Origin of the sequence: Mesorhizobium sp. M1403 (assembly GCF_040317695.1) — a bacterium.
GTDB lineage: Bacteria > Pseudomonadota > Alphaproteobacteria > Rhizobiales > Rhizobiaceae > Mesorhizobium.
Window position 1 is genome coordinate 1 of sequence record NZ_JAMYKY010000016.1, and the last position, 16,142, is coordinate 16,142.

20 protein-coding genes and 3 tRNA genes are annotated in these 16,142 nt (G+C 60.0%); 15 read left to right on the plus strand and 8 right to left on the minus strand.

From position 1 onward, the window contains the following. Positions 1-265 precede the first annotated feature (265 nt). The 3 genes from NKH01_RS22865 to NKH01_RS22875 form a co-directional block, all read right to left on the minus strand. A complete protein-coding gene (locus NKH01_RS22865; RefSeq protein ID WP_353022551.1) occupies positions 266-574 on the minus strand; it encodes a BA14K family protein in 309 nt (102 codons plus the stop codon). Positions 575-765: 191 nt separating this feature from the next. Then, on the minus strand, positions 766-933 hold the full coding sequence (locus tag NKH01_RS22870; protein WP_353022553.1) for a hypothetical protein: 168 nt from the start codon (positions 931-933) through the stop codon (positions 766-768). 193 nt (positions 934-1,126) lie between these two features. Next, complete coding sequence (locus NKH01_RS22875; protein WP_353022554.1) at positions 1,127-1,900, minus strand: class I SAM-dependent methyltransferase; 774 nt, start codon at positions 1,898-1,900, stop codon at positions 1,127-1,129. A 240-nt stretch (positions 1,901-2,140) separates the two neighbouring features. Between NKH01_RS22875 and NKH01_RS22880 the strand changes: the two genes are divergently transcribed. Continuing rightward, positions 2,141-2,216 (plus strand) — tRNA-Thr (locus NKH01_RS22880). 226 nt (positions 2,217-2,442) lie between these two features. Here the strand turns inward: NKH01_RS22880 and NKH01_RS22885 are convergent. Both NKH01_RS22885 and NKH01_RS22890 read right to left on the minus strand, forming a co-directional pair. Further along, positions 2,443-2,604: a hypothetical protein gene (locus tag NKH01_RS22885; protein WP_353022556.1), complete on the minus strand. Its 162-nt coding sequence runs from the start codon at positions 2,602-2,604 to the stop codon at positions 2,443-2,445. A 345-nt stretch (positions 2,605-2,949) separates the two neighbouring features. Continuing rightward, complete coding sequence (locus NKH01_RS22890) at positions 2,950-3,453, minus strand: DUF1264 domain-containing protein (RefSeq protein ID WP_353022558.1); 504 nt, start codon at positions 3,451-3,453, stop codon at positions 2,950-2,952. Positions 3,454-3,992: 539 nt separating this feature from the next. Here NKH01_RS22890 and NKH01_RS22900 point away from each other — a divergent pair. The 5 genes from NKH01_RS22900 to NKH01_RS22920 all read left to right on the plus strand — a co-directional run bounded on the left by NKH01_RS22900 (position 3,993) and on the right by NKH01_RS22920 (position 5,927). Then, positions 3,993-4,058: transfer RNA gene (locus NKH01_RS22900), tRNA-Thr, on the plus strand. Between the two features lie 150 nt (positions 4,059-4,208). Continuing rightward, complete coding sequence (locus NKH01_RS22905) at positions 4,209-4,448, plus strand: hypothetical protein (protein ID WP_353022560.1); 240 nt, start codon at positions 4,209-4,211, stop codon at positions 4,446-4,448. 274 nt (positions 4,449-4,722) lie between these two features. Further along, positions 4,723-4,920 (plus strand): hypothetical protein, encoded by a 198-nt coding sequence (locus NKH01_RS22910; RefSeq protein WP_352496180.1) that lies wholly within the window; start codon positions 4,723-4,725, stop codon positions 4,918-4,920. Between the two features lie 114 nt (positions 4,921-5,034). Continuing rightward, positions 5,035-5,673: a cupin domain-containing protein gene (locus tag NKH01_RS22915; RefSeq protein WP_353022562.1), complete on the plus strand. Its 639-nt coding sequence runs from the start codon at positions 5,035-5,037 to the stop codon at positions 5,671-5,673. A 180-nt stretch (positions 5,674-5,853) separates the two neighbouring features. Then, positions 5,854-5,927 (plus strand) — tRNA-Thr (locus NKH01_RS22920). Between the two features lie 76 nt (positions 5,928-6,003). Here NKH01_RS22920 and NKH01_RS22925 read toward each other — a convergent pair. Next, complete coding sequence (locus NKH01_RS22925) at positions 6,004-6,597, minus strand: hypothetical protein (protein WP_353022564.1); 594 nt, start codon at positions 6,595-6,597, stop codon at positions 6,004-6,006. A gap of 56 nt (positions 6,598-6,653) precedes the next feature. On the opposite strand from NKH01_RS22925, the gene NKH01_RS22930 reads away from it, so the two are divergent. Then, the gene (locus NKH01_RS22930) at positions 6,654-6,824 is read left to right on the plus strand and encodes a hypothetical protein (protein WP_353022566.1); all 171 of its coding nucleotides are present in this window, start codon (positions 6,654-6,656) and stop codon (positions 6,822-6,824) included. A gap of 136 nt (positions 6,825-6,960) precedes the next feature. Next, positions 6,961-7,608: a hypothetical protein gene (locus NKH01_RS22935; protein ID WP_353022568.1), complete on the plus strand. Its 648-nt coding sequence runs from the start codon at positions 6,961-6,963 to the stop codon at positions 7,606-7,608. A gap of 238 nt (positions 7,609-7,846) precedes the next feature. On the opposite strand, the gene NKH01_RS22940 is transcribed toward NKH01_RS22935, so the two are convergent. Continuing rightward, positions 7,847-8,461, minus strand: a complete 615-nt coding sequence (locus NKH01_RS22940) for a TetR/AcrR family transcriptional regulator (RefSeq protein ID WP_353022570.1) — start codon at positions 8,459-8,461, stop codon at positions 7,847-7,849. Positions 8,462-8,552: 91 nt separating this feature from the next. On the opposite strand from NKH01_RS22940, the gene NKH01_RS22945 reads away from it, so the two are divergent. Genes NKH01_RS22945 through NKH01_RS22965 form a run of 5 tightly spaced genes read left to right on the plus strand, consistent with a single transcriptional unit; the run spans position 8,553 to position 13,098 of the window. After that, positions 8,553-9,638, plus strand: a complete 1,086-nt coding sequence (locus NKH01_RS22945; protein WP_502912675.1) for a polyamine ABC transporter substrate-binding protein — start codon at positions 8,553-8,555, stop codon at positions 9,636-9,638. 13 nt (positions 9,639-9,651) lie between these two features. Continuing rightward, entirely contained in the window at positions 9,652-10,491 is an 840-nt protein-coding gene (locus NKH01_RS22950; protein ID WP_353022572.1) for an ABC transporter permease, read from the plus strand. A 2-nt stretch (positions 10,492-10,493) separates the two neighbouring features. Then, positions 10,494-11,276, plus strand: a complete 783-nt coding sequence (locus NKH01_RS22955) for an ABC transporter permease (protein ID WP_023717499.1) — start codon at positions 10,494-10,496, stop codon at positions 11,274-11,276. Next, positions 11,273-12,337 carry an ABC transporter ATP-binding protein gene (locus tag NKH01_RS22960; protein ID WP_353022574.1) on the plus strand — a complete coding sequence of 355 codons (1,065 nt, stop codon included), beginning with the start codon at positions 11,273-11,275 and terminating at the stop codon, positions 12,335-12,337. Before NKH01_RS22955 ends, NKH01_RS22960 begins: the two co-directional genes overlap by 4 nt. A 2-nt stretch (positions 12,338-12,339) precedes the next feature. Continuing rightward, positions 12,340-13,098 carry an MBL fold metallo-hydrolase gene (locus NKH01_RS22965; protein WP_353022576.1) on the plus strand — a complete coding sequence of 253 codons (759 nt, stop codon included), beginning with the start codon at positions 12,340-12,342 and terminating at the stop codon, positions 13,096-13,098. A 16-nt stretch (positions 13,099-13,114) separates the two neighbouring features. On the opposite strand, the gene NKH01_RS22970 is transcribed toward NKH01_RS22965, so the two are convergent. Beyond that, positions 13,115-13,279, minus strand: a complete 165-nt coding sequence (locus NKH01_RS22970; RefSeq protein WP_353022578.1) for a hypothetical protein — start codon at positions 13,277-13,279, stop codon at positions 13,115-13,117. Positions 13,280-13,547: 268 nt separating this feature from the next. Between NKH01_RS22970 and NKH01_RS22975 the strand changes: the two genes are divergently transcribed. Next, positions 13,548-14,321, plus strand: coding sequence for an NAD kinase (locus tag NKH01_RS22975; RefSeq protein ID WP_352492517.1), 774 nt, complete (start codon positions 13,548-13,550; stop codon positions 14,319-14,321). Between the two features lie 190 nt (positions 14,322-14,511). Beyond that, positions 14,512-16,107 (plus strand): DEAD/DEAH box helicase, encoded by a 1,596-nt coding sequence (locus NKH01_RS22980; RefSeq protein WP_353022580.1) that lies wholly within the window; start codon positions 14,512-14,514, stop codon positions 16,105-16,107. Positions 16,108-16,142: the final 35 nt, after the last annotated feature.

Consider the following 16,142-nt stretch of genomic DNA (forward strand, 5'->3'; position numbering starts at 1 on the left):
CGCTCCTTCGCTCAACTGCCTCTCCAAAGAATCCTTTCTCAGCCTAAACTCAACCCCAAAATCGCCATATGCGATTCCCCTGCCCGCAAGGGGGAGATTGGCAGTTTCGTCGACGGCGCCCAATTCAAAAATGATGAGCTATGCCGACATTGGCAGTCGACCATTCGAATAGGAACTCAGACATACAGAAAAAGGGGCGGTGGGATGCCCCTTCTTCCGGTTGCCTGAAACGGTCACCTCCTCTCAAAGCGGGCGGTAGTGGCTCTCAAAGGTGGCAGCGATGGCGATAACCGTCGTAGCCGACATAGGTATCCGAGTACGGATCGTAGCTCTGATAGCGGTTGAGGCAGCGCCGGACGTGCCATGAGCCGCCGTTCTCATCGATGTAGACGGTGCGCGGCTGGGCGAGCTCGGTGCCGAGCAGGAAGCCGCCGACGCCGGCGGCGATGCCGATGCCAAGATGCTTGTTGTGATGGTGCTTGTGATGGGCGGCCGAAGGCTGGACGGAGCCGGCCAGCATGGCGGCGGCGACAGTGGTGGCGATGAGGCCGGAAACGATGGTGCGCTTGAACATGACGATCTCCTTGCTGCGTTGTGAGAGGCGATCCATCCGCCTCTTGACCATCAGTCGTTGCAGCAGGGAAAAAGGTTCGACGGTTTTTTGAATTTTTCGAAAGTGCAAAACTGCGGTCTGAACAGGGTTTGCCGTCAGGCGCGCAATTACGGCCGGCGAAGAGCACCGGTCGGCAGTCTGCCAGGGGGGCCTCAGCCCATGCCGGTGATATGACGCAACCAGAAGGCGAGCGCGATGAAGCCGATGATGGTGGCGATACCGGTCCAGTCGATGTTGGCGCTCTTCACTTGCTTAATGAGCTTCACCAGGAGAAACCAGGCCGCGACGACGATCAGGGCAATGACGACAAGTCTGATCATGCGACACCCTCGCCTATGCGATTGCACCTCCGAACGATATAGGAAGCGATTTGGCCGTTTTCAGGATGCCCGCGCCGGCAGCGCCGCCGCGCTTGTAGGCAAAACAGAGTTCGTCTTTACTGGCGCAACAAATATGCTAACCGGAGCGCCGTGCCCTTGTAGCTCAGCTGGTAGAGCAGCGGTTGGCCAGAGTTCACTGACGTCTTTGCGGATGCTTTCGGATTGCAACAAGCACCGCGCCGTCATCCAAGCTACATTCAACAGACCCTACCGCTGCCAGCGCGTCAGTGGCATCCACCGAATCCCCACCCGGTCCAGGCCCTCTGATAACGAAATGTCCTTTCTCGCATGTGAAGTCCCACTTGTGCAGCTGCTTGTAGGATTCCGTCTTTCCTTCGTTTTCAGCATGATAAAGCACGACGAAACCATCATGTTTTGTGACCGAGAGCATCTGTTGTATTGCCTTGAGTGGACTAGCCGTGTGATCTATACAATTCTGTCCATGCACGATGTCGAAACTGTAATCGCCAAATTGGGTGCTAAGATTTTCGGCGTCACCAAAGACTGTTCGCACAAGAGGTTGGATCCCAAAATCTCTCAGAACTTTATCATATTCTGTTGCCAGCAGGTCAGTTGCAGTTATCATGATCTCTTTCGAGGCATGTACTTTGCCGAGCTTCGTCAAGGGGCCAGCGCCCACATCGAGTATGTGAACTGGGTTGGTCGTCAACCTGTCGACATATCGCCCAACGTGATCCTGAATTGGTAAATTGGGGTCAAGACGTTCCTTGTAGTCCTCTGGCCAGAATGATCCCTGAGTGGAGAACCAGTGTCTCCAAAACAGAACTTCGTCTCTGAGCTGTTGGGATCGGCTGTCTCCCTCCAGCCAGCGCAGGATCTTTCGTCCGAGCCGCCGAGCGCTAGTCAACACCGATGTCGATCTTCTCAGAGACCCTTCTCTAGCCATGACGGGAATCCTCGCGGTGAAGAGGGTTTACGGTCCGCTCTGGCCACGACGACGACCAGGGCAATGACGACAAGTCTGATCATGCGACACCCTCGCCTATGCGATTGCATTTTCGGCCATTATAGGAAGCGAATTGGCCGTTTTCAGGATGCCCACGCCGGCAGCTCCGGCGCTCTCTGGGCAGCCGAAAACAGAGTTTTGTCTTTACTGGCGCAACAAATATGCTAACCGGAGCGCCGTGCCCTTGTAGCTCAGCTGGTAGAGCAGCGGTTTTGTAAACCGAAGGTCGGCGGTTCGATCCCGTCCGGGGGCACCAGAATTTATCAGGCGATTTAAATTACTTACCGGCACGTACCTCGCGCAAAGTGCTTAATATCGTCTTGCAACACGTTGCAAGATATTCCGCGGATTTCCGGGCATTCCAATGTGTTGCGACTGAGTCCGTGCAACACACCTGCAACATGAAAAAGGCCGCTTCGGCGGGCCTTTCGTTTGGGCGGCGCCGGCCGGTCTTTGCCGGCTCGGCCGCCAAGTTGACGACGTCAGGTCAATACAACCTCCGTTGTCGCGACATACTTTCCGTCCATATCGAACCAGTGTGCCTCGCGAATTTGTGTGCCGCTTTTCTTGTCTTCCTCCGTTGCGTCTCTGAATCCGCCTAGTGGCTCGCCTTGTGCCGGCTTTGCCTGTGCTTCAATGTCCATTTCGTGCCCCCATTCCCTCGCGGCGCCGCCCACCCGTGCCGACGAGGTACGATGCGCGCACCGATAGATTGAGTCAAGTGGTTGTTTTAAATGATAAAATAGGCGTTCGCGCATATCTGTGGCCGAAATTTAGGCGTCCGCGCCTTAATCGTCGTCGCCGTTGTAGGCGTCAACCACGCCGAAGTCGACCGTCGGAGTGCTGGTCCGACCCAGCCGATGGGAACGGCACCGTCTGGGTAGTCCGGGCCGTCTTCGGTTGTCGAGCCGGCCACACGATCACGTTCGGCGCCCATCGGGGCCGGGGCTAGGATCGAGGCGGGATCATCGCGCCGACGAACGTGGCGGCTACGGGGTCGGGGCGCCCGGCTCGGTCCCGTGGGGAAAGACCACCCGGGGCTCGCCCGTCGGCAGGTCGCCTTGCGTGGGATCGAACAGGAGGATGAGCTTGCCGTAGGTGGCCCCGCCCGATTTTTCGGCCGCCGCCGCCGCCTCCTCCAGCGAGGGGGCCGGGTGGTCCGGGTCCGACCCGGCGGCGGCCTCGACGACGTTGGAGTGCCACCGCCGCTGCTCGGCCGGGTCGAGGCTGTTGTAGATCGCCTCGGAGGCAACCTCCTCCACGGCCACTAGCGGCGCGTCCGGGGCGTCGCTGGCGTAGATCAGGCACTCGACGAAGCCGCCAGCCACAGGCTTGCACCAGTGGTGGGCGATCGCCGCGGGGTCCCAGGGGAAGTGGATCGCCAAGTCGAAGTGGCCCCGTTCCCCGGCGCTGGGGTTGGCGCCGGTGGGAGTGGCGTCCTGGGCGGCGGTGGAGGCGGCGAGCACGACGGCGGCGACCGAGACGACGAACAAGAGCCTACGCATCGCGGATCCCTCCGCACGCCGGGCGCAGACGGCACATGCCGCCGAGCGGCGAGTATAGGGATGGCGTGCCGTCCTACGCTACGCCCACCCTTTGCGATGTCAAGGGCTCGTTGGGGGTTCGCAGGCTACGCTTCGATTGATAGCTTTGCTCAATTCTGGGCCGTTCGATTTGCGCAGCATCGAGCGCGACGAGGATCAATACGGGCGAAAGCTGCGGGTCGTTGTCCGAGACGGCCGTTCTCTTGGCGACCAGCTGGTGTCCGAAGGCTTGGTGCGCACATGGACAGGGCAACGAGAGCCTTGGTGCTACAGCGAGCCAGCCGAGGAATCTGGCGTCGGAAGGTGCAAGCCCTAATGGGCCATGCATCGCTACAAATGACCTACGACACGTATGGCTATTTGTTCCCATCCGAAGATGACGACCGCGCCAAGATGGCCGAAATGGAAGCCGGTCTTTTCGGCTGATTTCATCTGTTGCCATTGGCTCCATGCAACACAGATGCAACACCGTGCCGAATTATGTAATAAAAACAATGGCAATTTGCGGTTTTGTAAACCGAAGGTCGGCGGTTCGATTCCGTCCGGGGGCACCAGTGCGCTTCTTGAGACCTCCGGGGCGCTTGATATCTGCTCGTCCCCGATATCCACAGGCCGGGGCCGTCAGATCGGTAGCACATCAGCTTCAACGCATATATTCCCTAGCGGAAACCATAGTTCCCTAGCGGAAAACCTAGGAGTCTTCGTTGGAGCAGAAACGCACGACCGCCCCCTTCATCAGCGGTATGTTTGGCGGCCTTGTCGTCTTCGCCTTCGCGCTTGGTTTCCGTTTCCTGATAAGTCCCGATCCCGATCCAGCATCAAGAGCAACGACAAGCCTTTCCGTACTGGCCTTTGCGATTTGTTTCGGCGCGGCCTTCCTTCGCGAGCATCGACGCCAGATTGCCGCCGCAAGAGAATATCTAAGCCGCCCAAGATCGTATTAGGGCGTAAGTGTCGGGACCGTCCTCGTCGGGTCACCAGAAACTTCCGTGAAATCGCTGGCAAAATCTATCGCCAGACAACGAGTTAGCATCTCGTATCTGGAGACGCTGAGCTCGGGCGTGTCGCCGCCGTTGCAGAGCCGTCGTTTCGGCCCGCTCTCCCGGCCTCGGCCATCTCGTACCATTCGATTAAATTGCCCCTGTGTATATTAGCACTCGCTCAATTAGGCGCGCCGACAATGTCGGTGCGGCGGGCCAAAAACCAAAGGGTGTTGTCATGCGAAGCGATTTCGCCGCGGCGCGCGAGCTTTTGGAGTGCGCACAAAACCGCCTCTGCGGCGCGGATGAAACGAGCCGACGCGTCAACGAGGCCCTCGACGCGCTGATTGAAGAAATAGCCATCGCGGAATTCCGCAAGGCGCCACTGACGGTCGTGCCGTTTCCGCGAGCGCGGCCACCTAAGCATATTCGGTAGAGCGTCGTGCCTGTGTTAACGAGGCCGGCGCTCGCGATCGCCTGTAACCGTTGAAGCACCAGGCCTTCAACGTATAGTTGGCGGCACTGATGCTATGAAACCACGAGCTGATCCATGTCACGCTGTGGAGATGTCTACGAGAACAAGGTGACCGGCGAATATGCCGTCATCCTGCGTGGCACAGAAGACCGCGGCCAGGGACCTGGCATCGCCCATCTGACCGCTCGGCCGGGGGCCGCGGTGGTGGGCGAGCACTTCCACCCGAACATGATTGAACGGTTTACCGTCTTCAGCGGCCAGCTCGATGCCTCCATCGCCGGGAAGACGATTTCTCTGGGGCCTGGCCAATCCGCTACAGTCGAGGCAGGCGTCGCGCACGATTGGTGGAACAGCAGCAAGACCGATGAAGCGCATGTCCTGATCGAATTCGACCGGGCTCAGGGTGCGGACCACGTTGACCCAAACCGTTTCGAACTGCTGATCGGCATGCTCTTCGGCCTCGCCAACGCCGGCAAGGTGGATAGGAAAGGCAGACCTTCGCCCCTTCAGGCGGCAGTCATCGCCAGGGAATTTGCCGACGTGGTCGTCTTCACGCACCCGCCGCCTGCGATTCAGCGGGTGGCGCTAGGGATCCTGGTGCCGCTCGCCAGTCTGCTTGGCGATCGGGCGATCGACCCCAGCTACTGCAGGCCGCACGGACATCTCACGCCGGCGCCCGAAATCCTCGCTCTGGCGGGTCTTCCGGCTGGGTGATGCGGCGGCGGATCGATGGGCTCGAGGATATGCGCAACAAATATCTTCCCGGGCGCCATGCCCTTGTAGCTCAGCTGTAGAGCAGCGGTTTTGTAATTCGCTGGATCAATCAGTTAAGCCATTGAAACATAGAGATATTTTTCAGCGGAGAGTTTCAGGGGTATACGTAAGGGTAAATGTGCCGCCTTAGCTCAGATGGTAGCAGTAGTTTTGTAAACTATTGGTCGGGAGTTCGAGTCCCTCAGGCGGCACCATCCATCCCATTGAGTCGAAGCGATGCCGATGCGGATTCATCTCGGCTCTGCGGGCCAGCGCGGATCGCTGTGTAGATCATGATAAGAAAAACGCCTTCTTTAACCGCTCGAAGAGCGACTTTTCTGGATTGCCACGGCCGCGCGTCTCGCGAATTCGATCTTTTGGAAACATCGAAACAGTGCCATCTGATTTGTATATCGCAGCAAATTCGGAAGTTACAACAACAATCACGCCGTCATAGATAATTCTATCATCCAATATTATTATCTGTTTGTAATCCTCACTAATTTTCAAATTTGATCCGTATACAAGTCGGGACAATAGCAACACAATAAGTATCATCGTCACGTCGCCGAACAGTACTCTAATCCCTATCTTCCAATCCGATTTGATATGATGAGCTATTCTCGTTAAAAATCCTGCAACAACCAAGGCAGGGAAAACTTCTGCAAGGCTGTAGAAATCCATCTCGCCACTTTTATAACTCAATGCTATTTGCGTCATAGCTAATAAAAATATCAACGTCGCCAAGGCCATGATTATATTCATTATTGCCCTGCTGCTTATATTCATTTGTGCAAGCCCATCAAAGGCAAACATCAAAAGAGCCTCGATTGCTCCACACGCAACAATAAGCAATATTGACGCAGTAAATCCAATCTTGATCATATCAGTGTAGTCTACCACCCATAGAAGGGGGGCTAAATGATATGAGGTATCCGTAGGTGAACATAGACGCTGAACATGCGAGTATGATCAAAAATATTGCAGATACTCCTGCAATATTCGCGATGACGAATGCGAACGCGTTAGATATTGAATTGTTAGGCAATTCTTTATTCATGACCGCCCTTGGTATTGCCAGTCGTGCTTTCTTGCCCATCAGCCAGCTATAGCCGATTCGCGCCGCCGCGCGTGAACACCCATTGATGTGGTCATTTCGCATCGATACGCGAAGCTTTAGCTGCTTTTGTGCCGGACTCCGAACCGGGTTGTCGCTATCGTGCGCGGGGCGGAGATTTCACATTCAGCATGGTTGACACTTCCGAGGCAGCAGAGCCGTACGATCAAATAGCGTCCGCCATCGGCGAAGTCTGCCTTTGGTGGACGGCGTTAGAAGACGTTATCCTCGGCTTGTCACTACACCTATCTGTTTTCAGAGACGCATCCTTCGAACGGGACACCGCATGGGACACCTTGAACACGGTCCTTCTGGGAATGGACTTTCGAGCCAAGATCACTACGGCTAAGGCCCTTGCACATCACGTGGATGTGGAAGAATCAGCCGATTTCTACGAACGGCTGGAGGAACTTCTGAACCATATCGACAATACACTGCGCACGGAACGAAATCGATACGTCCACGACACTTGGCACATCGACGGACAATCAGCTATTCGCTCAAAAATAGGAGCGGTGGTTCGGAAAACGCAATCGCACCAACGGGAACTCTTTCTCCAGTCTGACCGAGTATTTGCCGACATAGCCGAAGTCAGAAGTTTTGTTTCTACACTTGAATTGGCTTACGACGACCTCGCTACCCTCGACAACCACATTTCTTGGCTGATTTCGCATAAAGAGCAGCCTTCAAGATTTCGGCAGCCACTTCCTCAACAGTGGAGAAGCTTACCCCATCGTGAAAAGCCGGAGAGCAAAAAAACTAAACGCCAGCCAAGGTGACCTCGGGCTCTTATGGCAAATTTACCCCTACGATTCCCCTGCCCGCGACCGGTTGCGCTGGCGGCTTCGTTGATAGTTGAATTCATTGCGAATTTGTCGTCGGTCTGCCGAGCCGGCGTCTGTCTGCCCAGTGCCAGACCGAGAAACCCATTACCCCTCCCTCCCCAATGCATGCTATGGTTGTATCAGCTTTTTAGGTTTACTCAAGGTGGTATTTTGTTCCGGCGAAGTTTTGCGGTTAAACCGCAATCGCCACCACCAGTATCCTATTCTGCCTCCTAATCGCTGCGCGCAACTCCGCAATCCTGGCCTCCTCGCGCTTCACGAACTCGATGAACATCATGTTCATGTTGTTGAAGATCAACTCGCCCAGCGCCGGCCCGTCTATGTCAGGGCGCACCAGGCCGAGCGCTTGCAGCTTGGCGATCAGCGCGCGGATCTGCTCGATCAGCGCCCGGTCCAGCGCGGTGTAGGCCTGGCCGAACGGGCTGTCGGGAAGCTGCGTCGATATCGCCATCGCCTGCCGCCACATCTCCTTGCTGAGATAGTGCAGCGAGTGCTCGATATAGATGCCGAGCAGCGTATCCAGCGCATCGCCGACATTGGCGGGCGGGTTGGCCACCACGCCGCGCCCGGCATTGAGCACCTCGTTGACCTCCATCGAGACGATGGCGCCGAGGATGTCGCCCTTGTTCTGGTAGTAATTGTAGATGGTGCCGACCGAGACCTCGGCCTGCGCGGCGATGGTCTCGATCTTGGCGCCTTCATAGCCGGCGTCGCGGAAAAGCTCCGCGGCTGCCTCGATGATACGGCGGTGCCGATCCGCCTTCTGCCTTGCCCGCAATCCACTCATAGCGGCTGTTTGCCACAAAAACAGAATTGACTCAATTTTAGAATTGGTTCAATTTTTTCTCAGAAGCCACAAAGGCAAGGGAGAACACTCGATGCGCATGAATCCGACGAACGCGAATCTGACTTCCATTCTGAAAACCCATCTGCGCGCTGCAACCGCAGCCGCGGCACTGCTGCTCGCGACTGGCGCTCAAGCCGCGGATCTCAACGCCCTGATCTGGTGCGACCACGCCGACCCGGCGCTGTTGCAGCCCTTCGAGGAGGCCAATGGCATCAGGGTCAATGTCAAGGAGTTCGAAGGCACCGGCGCCGGCCTGGCCATCGTCGAACAGTCGCAGCCCGGCGACTGGGACGTGATGGTGATCGACAGCATCGACATACCGCGCGGCGTCGAAAAAGGCCTGTTCGAGCCGCTGCCGGAAGACAGGCTGCCGCTGGCCGACCTCTTTCCCCAGGTGAAGATGGACAGTTCCACCGTCGTTGACGGCAAGCGCTACGGCATCACCGAAAAGTTCGGCTACAACACGATCGGCTACAACAAGACCAAGGTCGACCCGGCCGACATGCAGTCGATGGCCGCGCTGACCGGCGACAAATACAAGGGCAAGATCGCCATCTACGACTATTATTTGCCGGTCATCGGCATGGCCGGACTGGCGATCGGCAAGAAGACGGCGGAACTGACCGAAGCCGACCTTCCCGCCATCAAGGAACAGCTGCTCAAAATGAAGGCCAATGCCAAGCTGGTCGGCGAGGTGACCGCCAGCCAGACCGCGCTGGCGACCGGCGAGGTAGACATTCTGGTCGGCGGCGGCGAATGGGTGACGGCGGGGCTGGCCAAGGAAAACCCGGCACTGGACTTCTCGATCCCCAAGGAGGGTGCGGTGCTCTGGTCACAGTCGCTGGCAATGTTCAAGGATTCCAAGAACAAGGAGCTGGCGCTTAAATTCATCCAGTACATTATGAGCCCCGAAGGCCAGGCGCGGCTCGCCACCTCGTCCTGCTATTGGGGCATGCCGGCGAACACCAAGGCGGCACTAAGCGAGGAGCAGAAGAAGGTCCTGCGCTTCGACGAGCAGCCTGAATTCCTTGCGCGGGCCCAGTCCTATCCGGCGCCGAATGCCGATCTCGACAAGAAGATGCAGGACGTCTGGACCGAAATGCTGCAGGCGCAATGACCGGTCGCCGGTCATGAACTCTGCCGCAAACAGCCCCCTGCCCTGGGCGCTGGTCACGCCGGCGCTCGGCTGGACGCTGCTGTTCTTCGTGCTGCCTTTCATCGCCATGGCGGTATCCAGCCTGACGGCGCATGAAGGCGGCGGCTTCACGCTCTCCAACTACAGCCAGTTCTTTGCCAATCCGTCCTACTGGCAGGCGATGGTGAACTCGCTGCAGGTTACCGCCATCGTCACGGTGATCTCGGTGCTGCTCGCCTACCCTTTCGCCTGGATTCTGGCCGAACAGGTGCCGGAACGCTGGCAGCGGCTGGCGCTGATGCTGGCCGTGCTGCCGTTCTGGACCTCCTATGTCGTGCGCTCCTATTCGTGGCTGCTGGTGCTGGCGCAGAACGGCGTCGTCAACCATGCGTTGACCGGCTCCGGCCTGTTCAGCGAACCGCTGCAGCTCGCCAATACGCGGCTAGCGACCGTCACCGGCTTCGTGCATTTCTTCGTCATGCTGTTGACGCTGACGATCTTCGCCAATCTGAAGCAGCTCAGCCCCAGCTACCGCAAGGCCGCAGCCGACCTCGGCGCCGGGCCGATCCGGACATTCCTGCATGTCGTTCTGCCGCTGACGCTGCCTGGCATCATGGTCGGCGCCTTCCTCAGCTTTGTGCTGTGCATCGGCGACTACATCACACCGCAGATCCTCGGCGGCAACAATGAGCTGTTGATGCCGCAGCTGGTCATGATGCAGATCGGCCGGCGCGGCGACTTTCCGCTCGCCTCGGCGCTGTCGATCATCCTGATGGCGGTCGTCACCGTTGCCTATCTCGCCTGCGCCCGCTGGCTGAAGATCGAGCGGGCTTGACCATGCGCGCTCTCATCCGCCTCGTCTCCGGCCTTTACGCCATCGCCATCTACGGCTTCATCTTCCTGCCGGTGGTTGTGCTGATACTGTTTTCGCTGCAGGCGACGTCGTTTCCGATCCCGCCCTTCACCGGGCCGTCGCTGCGCTGGTACGAGGCCGTGCTCGCCGATACGCGGCTCACCTCGGCGCTGGTCAACTCGCTGCTGGTTGCCGTCCTCTCTTCGGCTGTCGCCGTCACGCTCGGCTTTCTCTCGGCCTGGGGTTTTGCACGCTTCGCCTTGCCGGGCTCGGGCCTGATGCGTGGACTGATCACGCTGCCACTGACCGTCAGCTATCTCATCATCGGCATGGGGCTGCTGGTGCTGTTCAACTGGGCCGGCGTGCCGAAGTCGCTTCTTGCCGCCGGCATCGGCCATGTCGTGATCAACCTGCCGCTGTGCTTTGCCATCGTCTACAGTCAGATGGGCGACCACCAGATCAATATCGAGCGCGCCGCGCGCGACCTCGGCGCGCCCGAATGGAAGGTGCTGCTGCTGATCACCGTGCCTGTGATGGCGCCGGCGATCTTCGCCGGTTTCTTCCTGTCGATGACCTTCTCCTGGGACGAATTCGTCATCTCGTTCCTGTTGACGCGCTTCGACACGACGCTGCCTGTCGAGATCTGGAACCTGCTGCGCTCCGGTCTCAATCCCAAGACCAACGCCGTCGGCTCGCTGGTCTTCGCCGTCTCCATCGTGTTGGTGGTATTGTTCGAGCTGATGCTGTTGCGGAGGAAGCCGGCATGACGGCGCCACTGGTCGATATAAGCTCTGTCTCGCATCGCTTCGGCCAGCACATTGTGCTGAAGAACGTCTCGCTGACGATCGAGCCGGGCAGCTACACGATCCTGCTTGGGCCGTCCGGCTCCGGCAAGACGACGCTTTTGTCCATTCTCGGCGGCTTCGTCATGCCGAGCGAAGGCAAGGTGCTGATCCGCGGCGAGGACTGCACCGCAGTACCACCGGCGAAGCGGCCGACGACGACCGTGTTCCAGGACTATGCGCTGTTCCCACATATGAGCGTCGGCAGCAATGTCGGCTTCGGGCTGCGCATGCAGGGTGTCAATGGCGCAACCCGGGCAGCAAGGGCGCGCGAGGCGCTGGCGCTGGTTGGCCTCGCCACCGCCTTCGACAAGAAGCCGCACCAGCTTTCCGGCGGGCAGCGGCAGCGCGTGGCACTGGCGCGCGCCCTGGTGGTCGAGCCGGCGGTGCTCCTGCTCGACGAGCCGCTCGGTGCGCTCGACCTCAAATTGCGCCGGCAGATGCAGGACGAGTTGAAGGCGATCCAGAAGCGTGTCGGCACCGCCTTCATCCACGTCACCCACGACCAGGAAGAGGCGATGGCGCTGGCCGACCATTGCGTGGTGATGAATGACGGGCGCATCGAGGATGAAGGACCGCCCGAGCGCGTCTATGCACGGCCGGCGACGCGCTTTTCCGCGACCTTCATGGGCGAAAGCACGCTGATTTCCGGAACAGTGACCGAGGCGAAGTGCGGCAAAATCACCGTCACCACGAAGCTTGGGTCGCTCTCGCTGGCTGGCACATTGCCGGCCGGCTCGACGATTGCGCTGGCCGTCCGGCCGGAGCATCTGGTCCTCGGCGCTGCCAGCGGCCCTGTAGCGCTTGGCATGGCCAAGGTCAGCGACGTCGTCTTCCAGGGTAGCTTCAAGCGCGTGCTGGGAACCTCCACGACCGACCCGGCGCTGCACTTCATCGCCAAGGTCCCCGCCGCATCGGCCGTCCAGCCCGGCGACGTGGTCGCCGTATCGTGCGATGCTGGCGACGTCATCCTGCTTGCGGACTGAACATGAGCACGCTTCCAATCATCGACGCCGGCCACTGGTACGAAAGCATCCGCATGGGCGATGGCGTGACGCTGATCCACGAGCCGTGGATCAAGCCGTTCTTCCGCTGCAACATCTGGCATGTGCGGGGCCGCGACCGCGACCTTCTGTTCGACACCGGCCTCGGTCATTTCAGCCTGCGCCGCCACGTGCCGCTGGTCACGGAACGCAAGCTCACCTGCGTGGCCAGCCACACGCATTTCGACCATATCGGCTGCCATCACGAATTTCCCGACCGCTGCGTGCACCCGGCCGAGGCCGAGATCCTCGCCGACCCGCGCAACGAATGGACGGTTGCCGACCGCTATGCCACCGAGGAGATGTTCGACGGCATGCCGCAAGGCTGGGATACGAAGCGCTACCAGATCCTGCCCGCACCAGCCGGCCGGTTGCTCGAACAAGGCGACATCGTCGATCTCGGCGACCGTGCCTTCGAGGTGATCCACACGCCCGGCCATTCACCCGGCGGCATTGCGCTCTACGAAAACAGGACGGGCATCCTGTTTTCCGGCGACATCATCTATGACGGCCCGCTGATCGACGACGTTTATCACTCCGATATCGACGACTATGTCGAAACGCTGCTGCGTATGCGCGGTCTCGATGTCTCGGTCGTGCATGGCGGGCATTTCCCGAGCTTCGGCAAAGTCCGCTATCGCCAGCTTGTCGACGAGTATCTCGCGCAAAAGCGCCAGGCCGGCTGCCATCTGCTCGCCCGATAAGGACTACGCTATAGCGTCAAAGCGCCCTTTGCGGGCAGGGTGTGCCCGCCGCGTCGCCGCAGCGTGAGGCCGTGGGCTCGGGTCTGAAACTCTTTTCCTCCGACTGGCGCACCAGTTCCGCGAAAGCCAGGGCAAAACTTGCCAGCATCAGGAAGACAATAATCAAGCGTGCCAGCGGCAATAGATCGGCCTCGACTGGTTAGCCCCCACGCCGCCCGTCCGCTGCCGGCTAACATGATCGATATGGCTTTACGAGAGTTTAAGGCAGGTCTTAACCATCACATCATTTTGTCCCCCGACATGATGCGCGAGTGCGCCCTGTTTGGCCGCCATCTCAAGACACCTCCCTCCCTTTGCAGAAATGGCCGCCCATGCTAACCCGGCGCTGGCGCGACCCCGCAACCGGTCGCCACCAATCGGTCGTTGCCAATCGGTTGTCGTTGAGAGCCATGAGCAAAACCGCCAGCCGTTTCGCCTTCGTCTCATCCGGTACAGCCGACGCCAATGCAGCGCTGGAAAGCCTTTCGGCACGCTACGGCCAGGCATCCGTCGAGGATGCCGGGATCGTCGTGGCGCTCGGTGGCGACGGCTTTCTGCTACAGACCCTGCGCGAGACGATGAGCACTGGAAAGAAGGTCTACGGCATGAACCGTGGCACCATCGGTTTCCTGATGAACGAATACCGCGCCAGCGGCTTGACCGGGCGCATCGCAGCTGCGGTCGCCGAAACGATCCGTCCGCTGGAGATGCAGGCGGTGACGGCGGAGGGTGAGACGATCTCGGCGCTGGCGATCAACGAGGTCGCGCTCTGGCGCCAGTCCTACCAGACCGCCAAGATCCGCATCACCGTGGATGGGCAAGAGCGGCTGGAGGAATTGCACTGCGACGGCGTTATGATTGCGACGCCGGCCGGCTCGACCGCGTATAATCTGTCGGCGCACGGGCCGATCCTGCCGCTCGACGCTCCGCTGCTGGCGCTGACCCCGGTCAGCCCGTTTCGTCCGCGCCGCTGGCGCGGCGCGCTGCTGTCCAACAAGGCGATCGTGCGTTTCGACATTCTGGAGCCGGAAAAGCGGCCGGTGAATGCCGCCGCCGACCACACCGAGGTCAAGGCGGTGACGACGGTCACGGTGAGGGAATCGCCGACGGCGACGGCGACGCTGCTGTTCGATCCCAACCATTCGTGGAACGAGCGCATTCTCGCCGAACAGTTCCGCTACTGAGCCGGCGCAGCAGCCACTGCGCAAATTAAGCATCGCGATTAAGGTTACGACTTCACAATCGCGCCAATGCCGCCCGTTTGTGTTGACAAATCGTAGGCTTGCGCCTACCTGCAATACCAATCTTGCAGGCGCGCGGCGCTTGCCGCGACTGCTTATGTTGCGCCCCCGAACCAGCCAAAGACAGCCAAACTTGTCCTCAGACACCCAGATCGCTCAAGAAGCGTTGACCTTCGCAGACCTCGGCCTGTCGCCGAAGGTCCTTTCTGCAGTTACCGATGCCGGCTACACCGAGCCGACGCCGATCCAGGCTGGTGCTATCCCGCACGCCTTGCTCGGCAAGGACGTGCTGGGCATTGCCCAGACCGGCACCGGCAAGACGGCGTCCTTCGTCCTGCCGATGCTCACCCGGCTGGAAAAGGGCCGCGCCCGCGCCCGCATGCCGCGTACGCTGATCCTCGAGCCGACGCGCGAGCTTGCCGCACAGGTCGAGGAAAACTTCGTCAAATACGGCAAGAACCACAAGCTCAACATCGCGCTGCTGATCGGCGGCGTGTCCTTCGACGAGCAGGACAAGAAGCTCGAGCGCGGCGCCGACGTGCTGATCGCGACCCCCGGCCGCCTGCTCGACCATCGCGAGCGCGGCAAGCTCCTGCTCAATGGCGTCGAGATCCTCGTCATCGACGAGGCCGACCGCATGCTCGACATGGGCTTCATCCCCGACATCGAGCGCATCTGCGAGATGATCCCGTTCACCAGGCAGACGCTGTTCTTCTCAGCGACGATGCCGCCGGAGATCACCAAGCTCACCGAGAAGTTCCTGCACGCGCCGGTGCGCGTCGAAGTGTCGAAGGCTGCATCGGCCGCCACCAACATCATCCAGCGGCTGGTGAAATCCGGGCCAAAGCCTTGGGACAAGCGCGAGACGCTGCGCGATCTGATGAAGGCCGAGGATGCCGAGCTGAAGAACGCCATCATCTTCTGCAACCGCAAGGTCGAGGTGTCGGAGCTGTTCCGCTCGCTGCTGAAATATGATTTCGACGCCGGCGCCCTGCACGGCGACATGGACCAGCGCGCGCGCATGCAGATGCTGGCCAATTTCCGTGACGGCAAGCTGCGCTATCTCGTTGCTTCGGACGTCGCGGCGCGCGGCCTCGACATTCCCGACGTCAGCCATGTCTTCAACTACGACGTGCCGATCCACGCCGAGGATTATGTCCACCGCATCGGCCGTACCGGCCGCGCCGGACGCTCCGGCAAATCCTTCACCATCGCGACCAAATCGGACACCAAATACATCGACGCCATCGAACGGCTGATCGGCACCAAGATCGAGTGGCATGACGGCGACCTGTCGACGGTCGTCGTCAGCGAAGGCGGCGAGGATGAGGCCCCCCGCCGTGGCCGTGGTGCGCCACGCCGCGCCGGGCGCAAGGACGACGCCAAGGACAGGGGCGAGCGCAAGCCGCGTGAACGCCACGCCAAACGTGGCGAGGAAACGGCGCCGGAAGCGGTGAGCGAGGAACAGCCGGTCGTGGCCGAAGCCGCGGTCGCCGACATCGGCGAGCGGCGTACCCGCAAAGAGGCGATCCGCTCGGAAAACAGCGAGCGCCAAGCTTCACCTGAACGGAAGGCTTCGCCCGATCGCAGCGAGCGGCGCGCGCCGGAACGCGGCGATACCAGGCCACAGCGCGAGCGCCCTGCCCGTCAGCGCCAGGAAGACAATGACGCGACCGTGGGCTTCGGCGATGACATGCCGGCCTTCATGCGGATCGTCGCCAAGGTCTGATACCACAGCGCTCGCGCGTCCCGCCGACGCGCGAA